Source organism: Prevotella lacticifex, assembly GCF_019973375.1.
Classification (GTDB): Bacteria; Bacteroidota; Bacteroidia; order Bacteroidales; family Bacteroidaceae; genus Prevotella; species Prevotella lacticifex.
The window spans coordinates 1,090,206-1,107,795 of the sequence record NZ_BPTV01000001.1 but is presented as its reverse complement, the minus strand read 5'-3'; the positions used below and the strand labels follow the sequence as shown (position 1 = coordinate 1,107,795).

The following is a 17,590-nucleotide window of genomic DNA, read 5'->3' as shown; positions in this document are numbered from 1 at the left end:
AGCTTAAACCAATAAATAAACCGAAGAAAAAACATGAGACGTTTAGTTATACTTCTGATGGCCCTGACGATGCTGTTGCCGCTGTCCGCACAGATCATGGGCAACAACATCGTCGTCACCATCACTCCTGACCACAAGGACTGGAACTACAAAGCCGGCGAAACAGCCAACTTCGAGATCAACGTGCTGAAATCGGGAACCCTTCTCGACAACGCGAAAGTCGACATTGAGGCTGGCCCCGTGATGTATCCTGACGCTAAGAAAAGTGTCACGCTGAAAGAAGGCTCTATAAAATGGAGCGGAAAGATGACTACGCCTGGTTTTTACCGTATTACAGCCACGGCACACGTTGGCGGAAAAGACTATCGAGGGCTGTGTACGGCAGCATTCTCTCCAGAGAAGTTGCAGCCGTATTGCAAGGAGCCTAAGGACTTCGACGAGTTTTGGAGCAAAGCCCTCAACGAGGCACGAAAAAACGACCTCAACCCCACCCGACGTCTGTTGCCTGAGCGCTGTACAAAGGACGAGAACGTTTACGAAGTGAGCTACATCAACGACAATGCCAACTCAAGAATGTACGGAATCCTGTCCGTACCCGTAAAGCCAGGCAAATACCCGGCTCTGCTGCGGGTACCGGGAGCCGGCGTGCGTCCATACAGCGGCGACACATACACTGCTCCGGGCAAGTGCATAGTGTTGGAGATTGGCATCCATGGTATTCCTGTGACCATGCAGCAGAGCATTTACGACGATCTTCGCAACGCTGCATTGAATAATTACTGGGATGTAAACCTCGCCGAGCCCAACAAGAACTACTATAAGAGAGTAGTCACAGGGGCCGTACGTGGTGTCGATTTCATTGCATCGCTGCCCGAATGGGACGGAAAGGCCATTGGAGTGACAGGGTCGAGTCAGGGAGGATTCCTTTCATTGGCTACTGCTGCCCTCGATAAGCGTATCACATTCCTTGGAGTCGTCCATGACGCCATGTGCGATTTCGAGGCCGAAATGCACAACGTAGGAGGAGGATGGCCACACTACTTCTACTGGGATGTGAAGAATGGAACTAACAAAGAACTCTTGAACATGAAAGTTGAGGGAGCAAGATACTACGACGGTGTGAACTTCGCACGCCGCGTAACGCAGCCCGGCTGGTACAGTTTCGGCTACAACGATGAGGTGGTGCCGCCAACATCGTCTTATTCTACATATAATATTATAAAGGCACCAAAGACTCTCTCTGTTTATCAGATGACCGGACACTACTGGTATCAGGAGCAGTGGGACGAATGGCAGAACTTCATCCGCAAGCAGATGGGTATAGAATAGACTCTGATCACGGCTGAAAGAATCTGGTCAAAATACGCCACTTAAAACAAAGATTTACAGAGAACAATATATAACCGCTACAGTACAATAAAACAGAACAGATGAAAAATGTATTGAAGATATTACTGTTTGCAGCCGGCATTCTATGTTCCGGCACTGCAACGGCTGCGCAAACTCCGGCCCAGAAGCTGATGAAGCGCATGATGAAACTGCAGAAGAGAGGCATCATGGTTGGCCACCAGGACGACCCAATGTACGGTTCCACATGGAGCTGGGACGAAAACAGGAGTGACGTCCTTGAAGTAACCGGTGATTATCCTGCTGTAATGGGATTCGACCTCGGCGAACTTGAGCTCGGCAACGACAAAAATCTCGACAAGGTACCTTTCGACCGTCTGCGCAGGGAGGCTATCGCTCAGTACCAGCGTGGAGGAATAGTGACCATCAGCTGGCACCCACACAATCCCGTTACAAGCCAGAATGCATGGGACCCATCGGGAGAACCAGTGAAGAAAATCCTCGAAGGAGGAGATGTGCGCGACAAATTCATGGGATGGCTGAAGACAGTAGCGACATTCCTTAAGACCCTCAAGACACCCGACGGCAAGCAGATTCCAATAGTTTTCCGCCCCTGGCACGAGATGAACGGAGGCTGGTTCTGGTGGGGAAAGAACAGCTGCACACCCGAGGAATACAAGCAATTCTTCAAGCTTACCCACGAAACATTCGACCGCGAAGGGCTGAAAGACTATCTCGTATGGGCATGGTCGCCAAACCTTGACGGAACAAGCGACACTAAAGAAAAGTTCATGGAGTGCTATCCCGGCGACGACTTGGTAGATTTGGTAGGTATCGACATCTACGAGTTTGACAACAGCGACAGTAACTATATAGCCAACACTAAGGCCGAATTGAAGATAATGACGGAATGTGCAAGGCAGCAAAAAAAGCTTGCAGCCTTCACCGAGACAGGCTGCAGGGGTATAAACCACAAAAGCGACTGGTTCATGCAGACACTGTATCCCGTTCTACAGCAGTTCAGCGGACAACTCAGTTACGTCCTCTTCTGGCGCAACGACTTCGTCAACCCCGACCAGGAGGCTTACTTGCCGAATAAGGGATCAAATGCCGCACCTGACTTCAAGAAATTCGAAGAGCAGAAAGACATACTGTTCCTCAAAGACATTAAGAAAACAAAATAAAAAAATAAAACAGACAAAAATAGAACCTATGACAAACTTTCAAGACAAAGTGAAGGCTTTGAGAGCACACCACGAGGAGCTTCTCAGCCGCAAGAATGTTGCCGAGGAATGGGGCAACGGTATCTACACCCGTTATAAGAACCCTATTCTGACAGCCGAGCACACACCATTGGAATGGCGTTACGACTTCAACGAGAACGACAACCCATATCTCGAGCAGCGTATAATGATGAATGCCACACTCAACAGCGGTGCCATCAAGTTCAACGGCAAATACGTTCTCGTCGTCCGTGTGGAGGGTGCCGACCGCAAGAGCTTCTTCGCTGTGGCCGAGAGTCCTAACGGCATCGACAACTTTCGTTTCTGGCCGGAGCCTATCACAATGCCCGAGGATACCATTCCAGCAACAAATATCTACGACATGCGCCTGACACAGCATGAGGACGGATGGATTTACGGCGTTTTCTGCGCTGAGCGTCACGACGACAGCCAGCCCGGTGACCTGTCGGCGGCTACTGCAACAGCCGCTATCGCCCGCACGCACGACCTCATCCACTGGGACCGTCTGCCCGACCTGAAGACAAAGAGCCAACAGCGCAACGTCGTTCTCCACCCAGAGTTCGTCGACGGCAAGTATGCTTTCTACACACGTCCGCAGGACGGATTCATCGACGCAGGCTCAGGCGGTGGCATCGGCTGGGCTCTTGTCGACGATATCACTCACGCCGAGATTAAGGAAGAGAAAATTATCAACTCCCGTCACTACCACACCATCATGGAGGTTAAGAACGGCGAGGGTCCACACCCGATAAAAACTCCTAAGGGATGGCTCCATCTGGCCCACGGTGTCCGTGGCTGCGCCAGCGGTCTGCGCTATGTTCTCTACATGTACATGACAGCTCTCGACGACCCAACGAAGGTTATCGCACAGCCGGGAGGCTACTTCCTTGTGCCACAGGGCGGTGAGTACATCGGCGACGTGATGAACGTTGTCTTCGCCAACGGATGGATTGCCGACCCCGACGGAAAGGTATTCATCTATTATGCATCGTCCGACACCCGCATGCACGTAGCTACTTCCACCATCGACAAGCTCGTCGACTACTGCATGAATACTCCTCAGGACGGTTTCGCTACCGGAAAGAGCGTCGAGACCATCAAAAAGCTCATCGAGAAAAACAAACATCTATAAACGACCATGGCTACAATAACAGAGAAAATAGGCTATGCCCTTGGCGATGCAGCAGCGGGCGGAATAACGTGGAAGATAATGTCGATAGCCTTCCCGTTGTTCTTCACTAACATCTTCGGACTGAGTTTCGCCGATGCCGCCACGCTGATGCTGATAGCCAGGCTCTTCGATGTCGTCACCGACCCGATAATGGGATCGCTCGCCGACCGCATGCAATCGAGATGGGGAACATATCGCCCGTTCCTGATTTTCGGAGCTCTGCCGTTCGGATTGGTCTTTGCCCTGCTCCTGCAGACGCCCGACTTCGACGCGACCGGTAAGCGCATATACGCTTACACCATGTATCTGCTGATGATGGCTATATACACCCTGGTCAACGTTCCATACGGTTCGCTGTTGGGAGTGATGACCGACGACGACAATGAGAAAAACCAGTTCTCGTCTTTCCGAATGGTAGGAGCCTACGCAATGGGCTTTATCACCCTGATGATATTCCCTTACCTCCAGAAACTCGTCGGCGGCTCAAGTCAGCATCAGTACTCCATGCTCGGCATAATCTTCGGAGTGGTAGCCGCCGTGCTCACCCTTGCCTGCGGACTTATGACGAAAGAGCGTCTGAAACCAAAGAGAGCAGAGAAATACTCGGGAAAACAGTTCGTGGACCTTGTGAAAAATGTGCCATGGCTGTACCTTACCGGAACAAGCATCTGCACCAACTTCTTCAACGGATTCAGATATGCGGCAGCCGGATACATGTTCACCTACTGCCTTAACGGCGACATCACCATTGGCAAACTGATCATAAACTACACTGTTTTCATGACTTTCGGTGAGCTTACATGCATGGTTTTCGGCGGACTGTCGCCTTGGTTCACAAAGATGATTGGCAGTAAGAAAAAGACATTCATGTTTGCAGCCGTCATCTGCCTTCTGTTCTCTGTCCTGTTCTTCTTCATACCTATGAAGGCATCATGGATATGGGTGATGATAGCAGTGGTCGTGCTGACGTCCATGGGTATCGGCATTTACTCGCCGTTGCTATGGTCGATGTATTCCGACGTGGCCGATTACGCTACCGAAAAGAACGGAACATCATCAACGGGACTGATTTTCTCTTCCGGAACAATGGCCCAGAAACTTGGCACAGCCATATCGGGAGCCCTCGTAGCACTATTCCTCGGACTCGCCGGCGCGAGCATGACCACCGACAAGATGGGCAACTCGATTGTCGATCCCAGTTCCATCACCCCCTCGGTGTTGAAAATGATATGGTCGCTTTTCTCTATCATACCGGCAGTAATCTGTGTGATTATGCTGCTTTTGCTTTACAAATATCCAATAAAGAAATAGTCAATACTTACGATAATGGAAGAATTGAAAAAGCAATTCCGCAAATGTCTGGAGACCAATATCCTGAATTATTGGATTGACAAGGTCACCGACAACGAGCATGGCGGCTACTACGGCCGTGTCGACGGGCACGACACAGTGCATCCGGAAGCCGAGAAAGGTGCCATTCTCAACGCCCGCATCCTTTGGGCATTCTCAGCCGCCTACCGCGTGCTGAGGAAGCCGGAATATCTAAAAGCTGCCGAGCGCGCCCGAGATTACATCTTCGACCACTTCATCGACAAGGAATACGGTGGCGTTTTCTGGAGTGTCGACTACAAGGGACAGCCCTTGGATACAAAGAAGCAGACTTACGCCATCGGCTTCACCATCTACGGCATGAGCGAATTTGCCCGTGCCACCGGCGACCGCCGTGCTTTCGACTGTGCCGTAAAACTGTTTCACGACATTGAGCGCAACGCTTTCGACAAGAAGAACAACGGTTACATTGAGGCCCTGACACGCGACTGGCAGCCCATCGGCGACATGCGCCTTAGCGATAAGGACGAGAACGGGTCGCGCACGATGAACACCCATCTGCACATCATCGAACCTTACACCAACCTCCTGCGCGTTCTGAAGGGCGACCACGGCGAGCAGCTTGTCCTGACCGACGAGGAGAATACCACCCTCCGCGCCGAGGTAGAGCACGCTACACGCAATCTCCTCGACATCTTCACGGATAAAATTCTCAATAAGGAGACCTGTCACCTCGACCTCTTCTTCAACGACGAATGGCAGGGCAAACGCAATATCCAGTCGTTCGGCCACGACATCGAGGCCAGTTGGCTGCTCCACGAGACGGCCTTAGTGCTCGGCGACAAAGCCACACTGAGCAGGATAGAGCCCATCGTGAGGTATATTGCCGCCGCTGCCGACGAAGGACTGCAGAAAGACGGCAGCACCATATACGAGAAATGGCTCGACGACGGCCGCGAAGACCGACAGAGGCAATGGTGGGTGATGTGCGAAAGCGTCATCGGACATGCCAACCTCTATGAGCACTTCGGAAGCGCGCAAGCCCTCGGAAAGTGCATCCGTGCATGGGAATACATAAAGAAGTATCTCATTGACGAGGAGAACGGCGAGTGGCACTGGGCCCGTCTCGACGACGGAACACTCAATCTCGACGACGACAAAGCGGGATTCTGGAAGTGCCCTTATCACAATAGCCGAATGTGCCTCGAGATTATGGAACGGAACATATAGTTTCGTTTTTGTAATCACTAAAACAAAAAAAAATCTGCCATAATTTCTTTTTTTTCTCAGAATATAGTACTTTTGCAAAATAAAATAACTATATACTGAGGAAAAAAGAGATTATGGCAGATCGCATTTTACATGAGATAACGCCCCTGATGGGTAAGGATGCCCTCTATATTGCTGACCGTAGAAAGAAGGAATTCGTCTATCCCATACACAACCATGAGGTTTACGAACTAAACTTCGTGGAGAATGCAGCCGGAGTGAGGAGGATTGTTGGCGATTCGTCAGAGATCATCGGCAACTACGACCTTGTGCTCATCACGTCGCCCGAATTAGAACACGTGTGGGAACAGAACACCTGCACATCCACAGACATCCGGGAGATAACGATACAATTCCAGTTCGGCCTCGACGAATGCGACAGTCTGTTCCGCAAAACGCCGTTCCTAAGTATATACAACCTTCTGAAGGAGGCTCAGAACGGCATTGCTTTCCCGTTGCCGACCATCATGAAAGTGTATAATCTCATAACGACCATCAGCCAGATTGAGGACCGTTTCGAGACCATTATGCAGTTTCTGCGCATCCTGCACATCCTCTCCGTTGAGGAAGGAGCCCATGCCCTGGCCACCAGCGCCTACGCCAAGGTGGAGATTCAGGACGACAGCCGCCGCGTGCTGAAGGTGAAAAATTACATCAACGAGAACTATATGTACGAGATAAAGCTTGAAACTCTCGCTGACATCGCCAACATGAGCCAGAGTGCTTTCAGCCGTTTCTTCAAGTTGCATACGGGAAGAACCCTGTCGGAATATATCATTGAGACACGGTTGGGCTATGCCACCCGAATGCTGCTCGACACTCAGGAAAGCATCGCCAACATCTCGTTCAACTGCGGATATAACAATCTGAGCAACTTCAACCGCATCTTCAAGCGGAAGAAAGGGTGCTCGCCATCAGAATTCAGAGACAAATACAGAAAGAAAAAAATAGTAATTTGAGTCATGATTAAGTTTCAGCCACTGCTAAAGCAGACTATTTGGGGCGGTGATAAGATCATCCCCTTCAAACATTTAGACAGCCATCTCGAGCAAGTCGGCGAGAGTTGGGAAATCTCCGGAGTGAAGGATAACGAGACCGTCATCAGCAACGGTGAGTACGCCGGAATGAAACTCAACGACTTAGTAGCCGAGTTGAAGGAGAAGCTCGTGGGAAAAGAGAACTACAAACGCTTCGGCAACGTATTCCCTCTGCTCATCAAGTTCATCGACGCACGCAAACAGCTCTCCATACAGGTACACCCCGACGACGACACCGCACACCGCTTAGGCTACCCCATGGGTAAGACCGAGATGTGGTATATCATGCCTTCCGACCCCGACGCGAAGCTTCGCAGCGGTCTGAAGAAGAAGATTACGCCCGAAGAATACAAGGAGATGGTTGCCAACGACACCATCACCGATGCCATTGCCGAGTATCCCGTGAAAGAGGGCGACTGCTTCTTCCTCCCTGCAGGACGCATCCACAGCATCGGCGCAGGCTGTTTCCTGGCCGAAATCCAGCAGACCAGCGACGTCACCTTCCGCATCTACGACTTCAAGAGAAAGGACAAGAACGGCAACTACCGTCAGCTGCACGTCAAGGAGGCCGCCGAGAGCATCGACTACACAGTCCACGACGACTACCGCCAGCACTACGACAAGAAGGCCAACGCACCGATGGTGCTCGTCGAGAGCAAGTTCTTCACCACCACCCTCTACGACCTCACCGAGCCGATGGACCTCGACTACAGCGACCTCGACTCGTTCGTCATACTCATCGGCGTAGGAGGTGAAGGCGTCGTGACCGACTCCGAGGGCAACAAGACAACTCTCAACGCCGGTGAGACTATCCTCGTATCGGCTACAGAGAAGGGATTGCGCGTAGAAGGAACAGTAAAGTTCCTCGAGTCGTACGTCTAAATAATGCAACAAACGATTATGCCCGCAAAGGCATAAAGCAATTGCAGAACAATGAACTTAAAGAAAATACTATTCATTACAATTGTCTGTCTCACAGCTATATCCGCTATGGGACAGACAAAATTCGACGCCAAGGAGATAAACGCAACAGCAGAGGCTTTCAATGGTGCAAAGGCGAACACAAAGCGATGGGCCGAGAACATCGTCAAGCAGGGGCATCTCGATAAAGATAGCAACATCTGCTACACGTTTAACATTCCCGCCAGCGACTCGTTGTATATCGCGTCGATATACGACTGCATAAGGATGTTCGCCGACCAACGGCGCACTGAGCGGCAGATTGACTACTCAGCATCGTCGGCAGAGCACGTAGTGATAAAAACGGTAGCACCGAAAATCCTCTACAGCGACGGCAATATGGCTTTCGCAATGTCGATAGACGCCTACGGAAGCATGACTATCGACATCATGCCGTGTAAGCTTGTGGTGACTATGAAGGTAAACAAGTATGTCAACACAGCACCCTTCGGACAGAAAGTAGAGCCATCGTATGGAGCTATATGGCTGCCTGTGAAAGGTGTAGCACCACTGACCGACAACGGCAACAACAAGGTTTGGAGCAAGGCGTTCATCAATGCCAACGCCGACTGCATCAACCTCGCGAACACGTTCGTCAGCATACTGAACACCAACTATATCCGACCTGAATATTATTAGACAAAGACATAAAGTCGGAATCGACTACAAAGCCACACTGCTGACGACATTCAACTTTGCAACAGCAACATAGAAGAAGAACGATCATCGCCATCCCAATCAATGGAGTGGCAATGATCGTTTTTTTGTTATTGTCAAAACGCTCAATGTACCGGACGTTTTGCCTTTTTTATTACCTCACAGTACATCAACCCACAACCTCATTCTAATCCCAGGATCCGTGTGGACTTCACGGCATCAGCGGTTTAGCAGGTTTTACTTGCGATTGCAAGCCTGAGGAACGAAGGCACAATGGGCACAGCCCATTGCAAGCGCAAGAGGTTTTATACGGTTTTTGTCAGAAAAGAATAAGTGCCAAACCATCGTACGTATGGATATCAATCGCATCAGCCATGTACTATAATTTGGAGTGACGCATTGACGAAGTCAGGTGCGAAAAATCTTAACAGCATTCCAATACAGGCCGTTTCGCGTTCCCAAACGGCCCGTTTCGCATCCTGAAACGAACCGTTTTAGAGTCCGAAACGGACCGTTTTAGAACGCAAAATGGCATGTATGAGTACCCGCTTGAATATCAAGGAGTTACAAAGCTGGTTCATTTTACTCTTTATTGCGAAATATTCTTACGCCTACTGCCAATCCACTCACTCTGCAAAAGGCATCATCGCCCATCGTCACCGGGACGCAAATGTACTGTACTCCGATGGGATGGACGACTTGAGGACAACGGTATGATATTAAAACGAAGGCGATGTGACATGCCTTTCCGATTCAAGACGGAACAAGCACTATGCCGACGACTAATTCCAAATCGTCAGTTCTGCATGCGCCATACTTACGCCCAATTCCTCCGAACGGCGCGAGGGTGCAGCCCCACCCACACTTACGACATACTTGCCGGCAAGGAGCACCGAAGAACCATCGTCCTGAACAGTCATAAAACGGTCTATGGGTACGTCAATCCAGACCCTCTTGCTCTCACCAGACTGAACCGCCTCACGCTCGAAAGCCACCAACTGGGATAGCGGAGCAGTGGATCCGGCACCGGGAACTGAGACATACACCTGTACCGTCTCGTTAACTGTCGCCTCACCTTCGTTCTTCAGTTCGACCTCAACCACTACATCGTCGCCCTTGCGCACGGCCGTGGCACCTCTATAAACCACCCGGCCATAGCTGAGACCATAGCCGAAAGGATAGAAGATATTGTCGGTCATGTACTTATAAGTCCTGCCCATCATCGAGTAATCATCGAACGACGGCAGTTTGTCGACATCAGTAGGGAACGTCACCGGCAGCCGTCCGGAGAAGTCGGCATCGCCGAAGAGCAGGTCGGCAAGGGCCTGTCCGCCCTCCTGACCGGGATACCACGCCATGACGACGGCATCTGCCAGCTCACTGATCTCCCGCATATCGATGGGTCCTCCGCCGGTGAGTACGACGATAACCTTTCCTCGCTTACGGCCACAGATATCGCGCAGATAATCCATCTGGCTGTCGGGCAGTGTGAGCGTGAGCCTGTCACCACTCGATACGGAGTCGATGGCCTCGCCCTCTTCGCCTTCGAGATTTCCGCAGTTGCCCATAACGACGATTACGGCATCGGCCATCGCGGCCTCATCGAGGGCATAGTTGATAGTGTTTGTCGTCGGTGCCGACTCCATGACGCCGGGTCGGAAGTTGAGAGCAGTGCCCGCGCTGACCTTAGAGGCAATGCCTTGGAGATACGTCGTGTAGTGACGGCCAATGCCATAGTAGTTGCCCATCATCCAGAAGGCGTCGCTCGCCCCAGGACCTGTGACGTAGAGTGTGTGGATATTCTTGTCGAGCGGGAGCGCACCGTCGTTCTTCAGCAGCACCATACTCTCGCGGGCTGTCTCGACGGCGAGCCGCTGGTGGTCGTCGCTGCATATCTCGCTCTGGGGAATATTGTTATATGGGCAGTCGTCGTCGGGCAGAAGGATTCCGAGTTTCAAGCGCGTCAGGAGAGGATAGAAGAGGGCTTCGTCGATGTCCGACTCCTTGACGTATCCTTTCGCTATGGCCTCGCCAAGGTGCCGGTAGGCATTTCCGCATTCAAGATTGGCCCCGGCGTGCAGGGCTATGGCGTCGCCCTCGGCCTCGCTGTCGGCAAGGTGATGGCCGGAAGTGATGTCGGCGATGGCCCCGTCGTCGGAGGTGATATGGCCTTTGAACCCCCACTCTTTCCTCAGGATATCTGTCAGGAGAAGTCGGCTCGCCGAGCAGCTCTCACCATACAGGCGGTTATAGGCGCTCATGACGGCCTCGACATGGCCGTCGCGGACAAGCATACGGAACGCCGGGAGGTAAGTCTCCCACAGATCGTGGCGCGAGGGGTGCACGTCGGCCTCATGGCGTGTGGCCTCCGGACCGGAGTGGACAGCGAAGTGCTTGGCGGTGGCAGCGGCTTTAAGATATGTAGGGTCGTCGCCCTGGAGACCGCGGACGAACGCTGTGCCCATCACACCGGAGAGGAACGGGTCCTCGCCGTAGGTTTCCATTCCCCTGCCCCACCGCGGATCGCGGAAGATATTAACGTTCGGCGACCAGTAGGTGAGGCCGGTGAAGCGTGCGTAGTTGCCGTTACGCCGTGCTATGGCATACTTGGCACGTCCCTCCGTGGCAATGGCGTCGGCCATCTTCTCTATTAGTGAGGGGTTGAAGCAAGCCGCAAGGCCTATCGGCTCGGGAAAGACCGTAGCCACACCGGAGCGCGCCACGCCGTGGAGGGCCTCGTTCCAGTAGTCGTAGGGAGGAATGCCGAGACGTGGAATACCGGGAGTGGCGTTCATCAGCTGCGACACTTTCTCCTCACGTGTCATCATGGCTATAAGCTCACGGGCCTTACGGGCGAAGTCTTTAGAACCGCCGACCGTATTTTTCGATTTCGTTGTATTTTCCATAAACTAAGGATTTTAGCATCAAAGAAAAGGGCTGCACCCCTGCTGATTTCTCAACATTGGTACAGCCGAAGATATCTAATTGTCCGAATGATGATTACTTATTTCTGTAAGCCGGATTCTGGAAAGCCATCTTCTGGTCCTCCGGCATGCTCATAGCGTCGAGCTGCGACTGTGGTATCGGGCGCAGATAGTCGTTCTTTGTTATCGTACGCGTAATTACCTGAGGAGTGTGGTCGCCTGCACCGTAACCGGCAATGGTATAGGTGTGTGCTCTCTCGGCCCACTTCTGTGTGCGCACGAGGTCGGTCCAGCGGTAGCCTTCGCCGAAGAACTCGCGCTCACGCTCATCGAGGATGTAGTCGATTGTGATGGTCTGCGGTGTGGCAGCAACCATCTCAGCACTGTGGTCGACGTTCTTCACCCTGTCGCGGTTGTTGTCGTAGGTCCACACACCGGCACGGGCCCTGATGACATTGATGAGGTTGCGGGCCTCAGTGTTCATATTCAGTTTCACGGCAGCCTCAGCAGCAATGAAGTAGAGTTCCGAGAATTTCAGCACCGGGTAAGGACGCGGGCTGTCGCCGTTAGGACGGCCGAGACCATTGCCGTTGTCGGTGCGGTAGATACCGTTCTTCCAGAGGTTCAGATACTTATAGCGGCTGATAGCCGATGGTCCTACCACCCAGTCGGCACGTCCCGGCAGCCATCCGGCACCGACATTACTCTGTCCGGCACCGCCGTTGTCGCTGCTCGAAGGATAGGTGATGCCCTCATCGCTGTCGACAAACGTCAGGATAGAGTCGCCGGCATGGACAGGCAGCATATTGGCGTTGTAGGCCACAAGCGGCTGACCGTTCTCGCTGTTGGCTCCCGACTTGTCCCAGTTGCCGCGGAACTGATAAGCGAATGTGCCATCAAAACGCGAGTCGACGGTCTTGTTCGTGAAGGCCACCTTCATAACTTCCTGAGGTGTAGCCATTTCTTTCCAAGGACGGTCCTTGCCCTGGACGGCCTCACGCTGTACGGAGCGGAACTTTGTCCATGTCGTTGGCGACGAGGAAGACTCAAGGAACGTGTAGTCCCAACGGCACATCCAACGTGCGAAGTTGCCCGGAGCATTACCGTTGGCCCAGTCGAAGTTGGTGCCGCCGTCGTAGTAGTTGCTGCTCTCGGTATGGTCGGCATAAAGCACAATCTCGGAGTTTCGGTCGTTGCTGCCTACGTTTACGAGGTAGAACGACTTCTGGAGCTTGAACGGACCAGGATTGTTAATGGCCTCTGTAGCAATGTTGTAGGCCTGCTGATAGTACCATGTGGCATCATGACCGTCAGGATCTGTGCGTGCACATTCGGGGTAGGTAGGGATGTCGTTGGGGTTCTCAAGCCACCATCCGTAGGTGAGATAGGCCTTCGACAGGAGCAGACGGGCAGCCGTCTTGGTCAGTCCACCGGTGATGCGGGGGTTGTCGGGCAGGTTGTTGAGAGCCTCGAGGAGGTCGGGGAAGATAGCCTTGGTATATACTTCCGGGACCGTATTACGTGTCGAAATGCGTGTGGCATTGGTGTTGAACTTTAGCTCGCCCGAGCCAAGATCGAGAGGAACGCCGCCGAAAGTCTGGACAAGCCAGAAGTAATCGTGGGCTCTGAAGAAGTGGGCCTCGGCCAAGAGCGACTCGCTGACGCCGGCTTCGGAACCGTTCTCTATAACTCCGTTGGCTGTGTTGATGTCGGAGAAAGCATTGTTCCACAGCACATCAGCACGGCAGTTGGTGGCATCGAGGACTCCGTTGCCCGACATGTCGATAGGCTTATCGTTACCGTTGCCGCCATGGCCGAAGGTATATTCGTCAGTACCTGTTTCGTTGGCAATGAGCCAGTAGCCATTGCCCCAGAGGTTACGAAGGTTGGCGTACAGGGAGGTTACTCCGCCCTCAACACCCTTCTCGGTCTTAAAGTAGCCTGGGGTGAAGGTCTCGCGGTTGACCTCATCGAGAACATTGTTGCAACTGCTGAACATAAGTCCGGCAGCCAATGCTCCAAGAATTATTTTGTTTGTATGTATCTTTTTCATTGTTAGTGCAAGTTAGAAGGTGAGATTTAATCCGAACAGCCAGTTGCGAGTAGACGGAGTGTTGTATCCGACGACAAGCAGACGGGACTTGTAGAACGAGTTAACAGCCTGGTTTTCATTACCGTAGGAGTTTGTTTCAGGGTCCATCTTCGACTCATCGTGATACGGCGAGAAGAGTACGAATGGGTTCTGGACGGTGAAGTAGACACGAGCCTTGGTCATACCGAGCTTCTTGATGAACTTCTCATCGAAGTTGTAGCCCAGTGTGATGGTGCGTACTTTGAGATATGAAGCACTGAAATATCCGAGCGAGTTACCATATTTAGGGTTGTTGCTGCTCTCGACGCCACCTGGTTTTGGATAGTCGTTGGTAGGATTGTCCTCTGTCCAGTAGTTCACTTTGATGTTGTTGCGGCGTCCGGTGAGCATGTTCAGGTATCCCTGTGAGCCGTAGATGGTGGATATGAGGGTGCCACCGTGCTTGAACGAACCCACGACGCTAAGGTCGATATTCTTCCAAGCCACACGGGTGTTGAATCCGCCTTCCCAGTCAGGATCGACCTTCATTATCTGACGGTCGGCAGCACTGTACTGACGGGTAGGTGTCACTCCGTCGGCCTCATAAGTTCCGTTATACTTAATCTTTATCATTCCGGCATTGCCACCCGGTTCGGCCACCTGGCGGATAGCTTCTTCGTCGCTCTGCCAGATACCAATCTTCTGGTAGTCGTATATGACATTGATAGGATGGCCCTTGAACCACCAGTTGGCCTCATCGGTACCGTCGGCCGTTGCCAGCTCGGTAATCTCGTTATGGTTAGTGTAGAAGTTCAGACCGGCTTCCCATGACCATCCATTAAGGTTCTCGATGATTTTTCCGTTGAGCGAGAGCTCGAATCCGTAGTTCTTTGTCTTACCGATGTTTGCCATATAACTCGACACACCGCCTGTTGCAGGCAAGTTGACGCTCATCAGCAGGTCGTTGGTATTCGTGATGTAGTATTCGGCTGTTCCTGAGAGGCGTCCGTTCCAGAGGCTGAAGTCAAGACCGAAGTTCCAAGTCTTGGAATATTCCCATCCGAGTTCGGAGTTCGGGAGAGTCGAAACGTAATAGCCTGTAGCATAGGTTGTTCCGAAGTTATAAGGACGGGTAGACAGAGTACCAAGGGTCTGGTATGGGTTCACACTCTGGTTAGAGGTTTCACCGTATCCGACTCTGAGTTTCAGGTTGTCAATCCACTTCACCGACTGCATGAATTTCTCTCTGGAGATGTTCCAACCCAAAGAGACAGCAGGATATGTGTGCCAGCGATGACCCTCGGCAAGGCGTGAGGAACCGTCGGAACGGAAAGCCACACTTGCCATGTAACGGTCGTCGTAGTTGTACATTACACGTCCCATGTAGGAGACGAGTCCTGCCTTATAGTATGCCTGAGCACCCGGATCGACGGTGATGTTGGCGGCCTGTCCCATATTATAGAACTGGAAAGCATCGTTAGGGATGTCCAGACCGGAGATATACCGCTGCCGGAAGGTCGTCTGCTCAGCCGAGTAGAGGGCTACAGCGTTGATGGTGTGCTTGCCCCACGTGTGGTCGTAGGTAAGCATATGCTCTATGGCCCAGTTAGTTGTGTTCTGAGTACGGTCGGTAGCATGCGACTTTGAGTTATCCGTATTTGAGAATACGCCCTGACCGACATAGTTGCCGTAGTCGCTGTTGCGGTAGTTAAGGCCGAGGTTCATACGGTATTTGAGGCCGTCGACCCATGGGAACTTGAATTCGCCGTAGAAGTTATTATAGGTACCGAAAGCCTTGGTCTGGTCCTTGAAGCTGCTGCCGAGGTCCTCGAGCGACTTCTTTGTGTAAACCCACTGGTCGTCGTTGGCCATGCTGACGCGCGCCTTCATCGTTCCGTCAGCGTTGTACGGGTTGGCTATTGGCGTCATACTCAGCGTGTTATATATGCTGATGTCGGCTCCGTTGGTCACACTGTAGTTGGTGTTCGTGCTGACACCGACCTTGAACCACTTGCCGAGCTCCTGGTCGATAGCGGCATGCATTGAGTAGCGGTTGAAGTTCTGCAATGGGATTACGGACTCATCGCGATAGTAAGCCAGGCCGAAGTTATAGCTGCCCGTCTTGCTGCCACCGCTGACACCGACGTCCTGGTTCGTCGTCATGCCCGTACGGAAGAGCTTGTCCTGCCAGTCGATATCCACAGCGCCTTCCTCACCATAAGGTTTCTCGTCGGCACCATACTGGAATTTGTTGGCATAGTTGCGAAGTTTGGTAAACTCCTCGGCGTTCATCATCGGGTAACGGTGGAAAAGGGTTTTGAAGCCGACGTAGCCGTTATATGTTACTGTAGGACGCTGTTCGGTATAACCTTTATACGTTGTAATAATGATGACACCATTGGCACCACGGCTACCATAGATGGCTGTGGCTGAAGCATCCTTGAGGATGTCCATCGACTTGATATTGTTCGGGTCGATATCATTCAGAGAGCCGGCAAAAGGAATACCGTCGAGGACGATAAGCGGGTCGTTACTGGCTGTAAGAGAGCGTGTTCCACGAATACGGATCTGCATCGACGCACCCGGTTTTGACGACGACTGGGCCATCTCCACACCGGCGATACGGCCTTGAAGGGCCTGGCTGACATCGGAACCAGGGACCTCACGCAGCAGATCGCCTTTGACGTTAGCCACAGAACCCGTGACGGCCTCACGCCGCTGGGTACCGTAACCGATGACGACAACGTCGTTAAGGTTTGTGCCTTCCTCAGCGAGACTGACATTAATCTCATTCTTTTGGCCGACAACAACTTCTTTAGTGACGTGACCGACATACGAGATTACAAGCGTCGCACCTGGTTTAACGTTTAATTCGAAGTTTCCATCAAGGTCCGTAACGGTACCGTTCTGGGTACCTTTTTCGATGACTGTGGCTCCAATCAGGGTTCCTGTGGGGTCGCTGACTGTTCCCTTTACTTTCTTCGTGGTCTGCTGTTGAACGGATTCCATGTTCTCCACTGATGAGGCAAAGATGCCTGGCGAGTAGAGCACTCCTCCTGATACCAACAGTCCGGCCATCAAGGTCGTTTTACTTAATCGTAGGTTCATAGTCTTGGTAATTAAGTTGGATAAGTGGTTTATTAATTATTATAGTATTTTATTTATCATTGAATACGCGGCGCGACAAGCTTTACTATCTGTTCGAAATGTTTCACCAGTCAGGCTTAGTATTGGTATGATTCGTTTGTTGATATGTTAGTTATTATTGAGTCTGTCGTTAGGCAGACAACAACCTTGCGGTTTAGTTACAATTGCAAAGTTACATCAACTCATTGAAACAACGCAACAAACAGTGTTTCATATTCGTTTGATTTTGTCTCATTAATTTAACTTACTTAATAACAGCGTATTACGGATGTCATGAAACAAACAAAAACTGCATTCAAACCTTTTTCCAATGGCATTCAAAAGAGCCGCTGCTGGTTTTTCCAACAACGGCTCAATGAAAATCAACCTATTTAAACCCAAAAACAGGGACCTAAATCCAGGAGATTTTGATGATTTTTACTAATCTTTCGCTA

At 51.7% G+C, this 17,590-nt stretch carries 11 protein-coding genes; 8 read left to right on the top strand and 3 right to left on the bottom strand.

Annotation, left to right across the window (positions count from 1 at the left end):
* Positions 1-33: 33 nt before the first annotated feature.
* The 8 genes from LDN30_RS04075 to LDN30_RS04040 all read left to right on the top strand — a co-directional run bounded on the left by LDN30_RS04075 (position 34) and on the right by LDN30_RS04040 (position 8,996).
* A complete protein-coding gene (locus LDN30_RS04075; protein WP_223925614.1) occupies positions 34-1,329 on the top strand; it encodes an acetylxylan esterase in 1,296 nt (431 codons plus the stop codon).
* Between the two features lie 101 nt (positions 1,330-1,430).
* Positions 1,431-2,531: a glycoside hydrolase family 26 protein gene (locus LDN30_RS04070; RefSeq protein WP_223925613.1), complete on the top strand. Its 1,101-nt coding sequence runs from the start codon at positions 1,431-1,433 to the stop codon at positions 2,529-2,531.
* Between the two features lie 28 nt (positions 2,532-2,559).
* A complete protein-coding gene (locus LDN30_RS04065) occupies positions 2,560-3,723 on the top strand; it encodes a glycoside hydrolase family 130 protein (RefSeq protein ID WP_223925612.1) in 1,164 nt (387 codons plus the stop codon).
* A 6-nt stretch (positions 3,724-3,729) separates the two neighbouring features.
* Complete coding sequence (locus LDN30_RS04060) at positions 3,730-5,073, top strand: MFS transporter (RefSeq protein WP_223925611.1); 1,344 nt, start codon at positions 3,730-3,732, stop codon at positions 5,071-5,073.
* 15 nt (positions 5,074-5,088) lie between these two features.
* Positions 5,089-6,321: an AGE family epimerase/isomerase gene (locus LDN30_RS04055; RefSeq protein WP_223925610.1), complete on the top strand. Its 1,233-nt coding sequence runs from the start codon at positions 5,089-5,091 to the stop codon at positions 6,319-6,321.
* Between the two features lie 113 nt (positions 6,322-6,434).
* Complete coding sequence (locus LDN30_RS04050) at positions 6,435-7,319, top strand: helix-turn-helix domain-containing protein (RefSeq protein ID WP_223925609.1); 885 nt, start codon at positions 6,435-6,437, stop codon at positions 7,317-7,319.
* Positions 7,320-7,322: 3 nt separating this feature from the next.
* Positions 7,323-8,279, top strand: coding sequence for a type I phosphomannose isomerase catalytic subunit (locus tag LDN30_RS04045; protein WP_223925608.1), 957 nt, complete (start codon positions 7,323-7,325; stop codon positions 8,277-8,279).
* A gap of 108 nt (positions 8,280-8,387) precedes the next feature.
* Positions 8,388-8,996, top strand: coding sequence for a hypothetical protein (locus tag LDN30_RS04040; RefSeq protein WP_223925607.1), 609 nt, complete (start codon positions 8,388-8,390; stop codon positions 8,994-8,996).
* 800 nt (positions 8,997-9,796) lie between these two features.
* Here the strand turns inward: LDN30_RS04040 and LDN30_RS04035 are convergent.
* The 3 genes from LDN30_RS04035 to LDN30_RS04025 form a co-directional block, all read right to left on the bottom strand.
* On the bottom strand, positions 9,797-11,920 hold the full coding sequence (locus LDN30_RS04035; RefSeq protein ID WP_223925606.1) for a glycoside hydrolase family 3 C-terminal domain-containing protein: 2,124 nt from the start codon (positions 11,918-11,920) through the stop codon (positions 9,797-9,799).
* A 94-nt stretch (positions 11,921-12,014) separates the two neighbouring features.
* Positions 12,015-13,991, bottom strand: coding sequence for a RagB/SusD family nutrient uptake outer membrane protein (locus tag LDN30_RS04030; RefSeq protein ID WP_223928775.1), 1,977 nt, complete (start codon positions 13,989-13,991; stop codon positions 12,015-12,017).
* Between the two features lie 12 nt (positions 13,992-14,003).
* On the bottom strand, positions 14,004-17,117 hold the full coding sequence (locus LDN30_RS04025) for a SusC/RagA family TonB-linked outer membrane protein (RefSeq protein WP_223925604.1): 3,114 nt from the start codon (positions 17,115-17,117) through the stop codon (positions 14,004-14,006).
* Positions 17,118-17,590 lie beyond the last annotated feature (473 nt).

Bases quoted from the DNA above. Each gene is read 5' to 3' on its own strand.
- LDN30_RS04030 (WP_223928775.1), bottom strand. From the start codon at position 13,991: ATGAAAAAGATACATACAAACAAAATAATTCTTGGAGCATTGGCTGCC.
- LDN30_RS04060 (WP_223925611.1), top strand. From the start codon at position 3,730: ATGGCTACAATAACAGAGAAAATAGGCTATGCCCTTGGCGATGCAGCA.
- LDN30_RS04065 (WP_223925612.1), top strand. From the start codon at position 2,560: ATGACAAACTTTCAAGACAAAGTGAAGGCTTTGAGAGCACACCACGAG.
- LDN30_RS04070 (WP_223925613.1), top strand. From the start codon at position 1,431: ATGAAAAATGTATTGAAGATATTACTGTTTGCAGCCGGCATTCTATGT.
- LDN30_RS04050 (WP_223925609.1), top strand. From the start codon at position 6,435: ATGGCAGATCGCATTTTACATGAGATAACGCCCCTGATGGGTAAGGAT.
- LDN30_RS04045 (WP_223925608.1), top strand. From the start codon at position 7,323: ATGATTAAGTTTCAGCCACTGCTAAAGCAGACTATTTGGGGCGGTGAT.
- LDN30_RS04040 (WP_223925607.1), top strand. From the start codon at position 8,388: ATGGGACAGACAAAATTCGACGCCAAGGAGATAAACGCAACAGCAGAG.
- LDN30_RS04025 (WP_223925604.1), bottom strand. From the start codon at position 17,117: ATGAACCTACGATTAAGTAAAACGACCTTGATGGCCGGACTGTTGGTA.
- LDN30_RS04075 (WP_223925614.1), top strand. From the start codon at position 34: ATGAGACGTTTAGTTATACTTCTGATGGCCCTGACGATGCTGTTGCCG.
- LDN30_RS04055 (WP_223925610.1), top strand. From the start codon at position 5,089: ATGGAAGAATTGAAAAAGCAATTCCGCAAATGTCTGGAGACCAATATC.
- LDN30_RS04035 (WP_223925606.1), bottom strand. From the start codon at position 11,920: ATGGAAAATACAACGAAATCGAAAAATACGGTCGGCGGTTCTAAAGAC.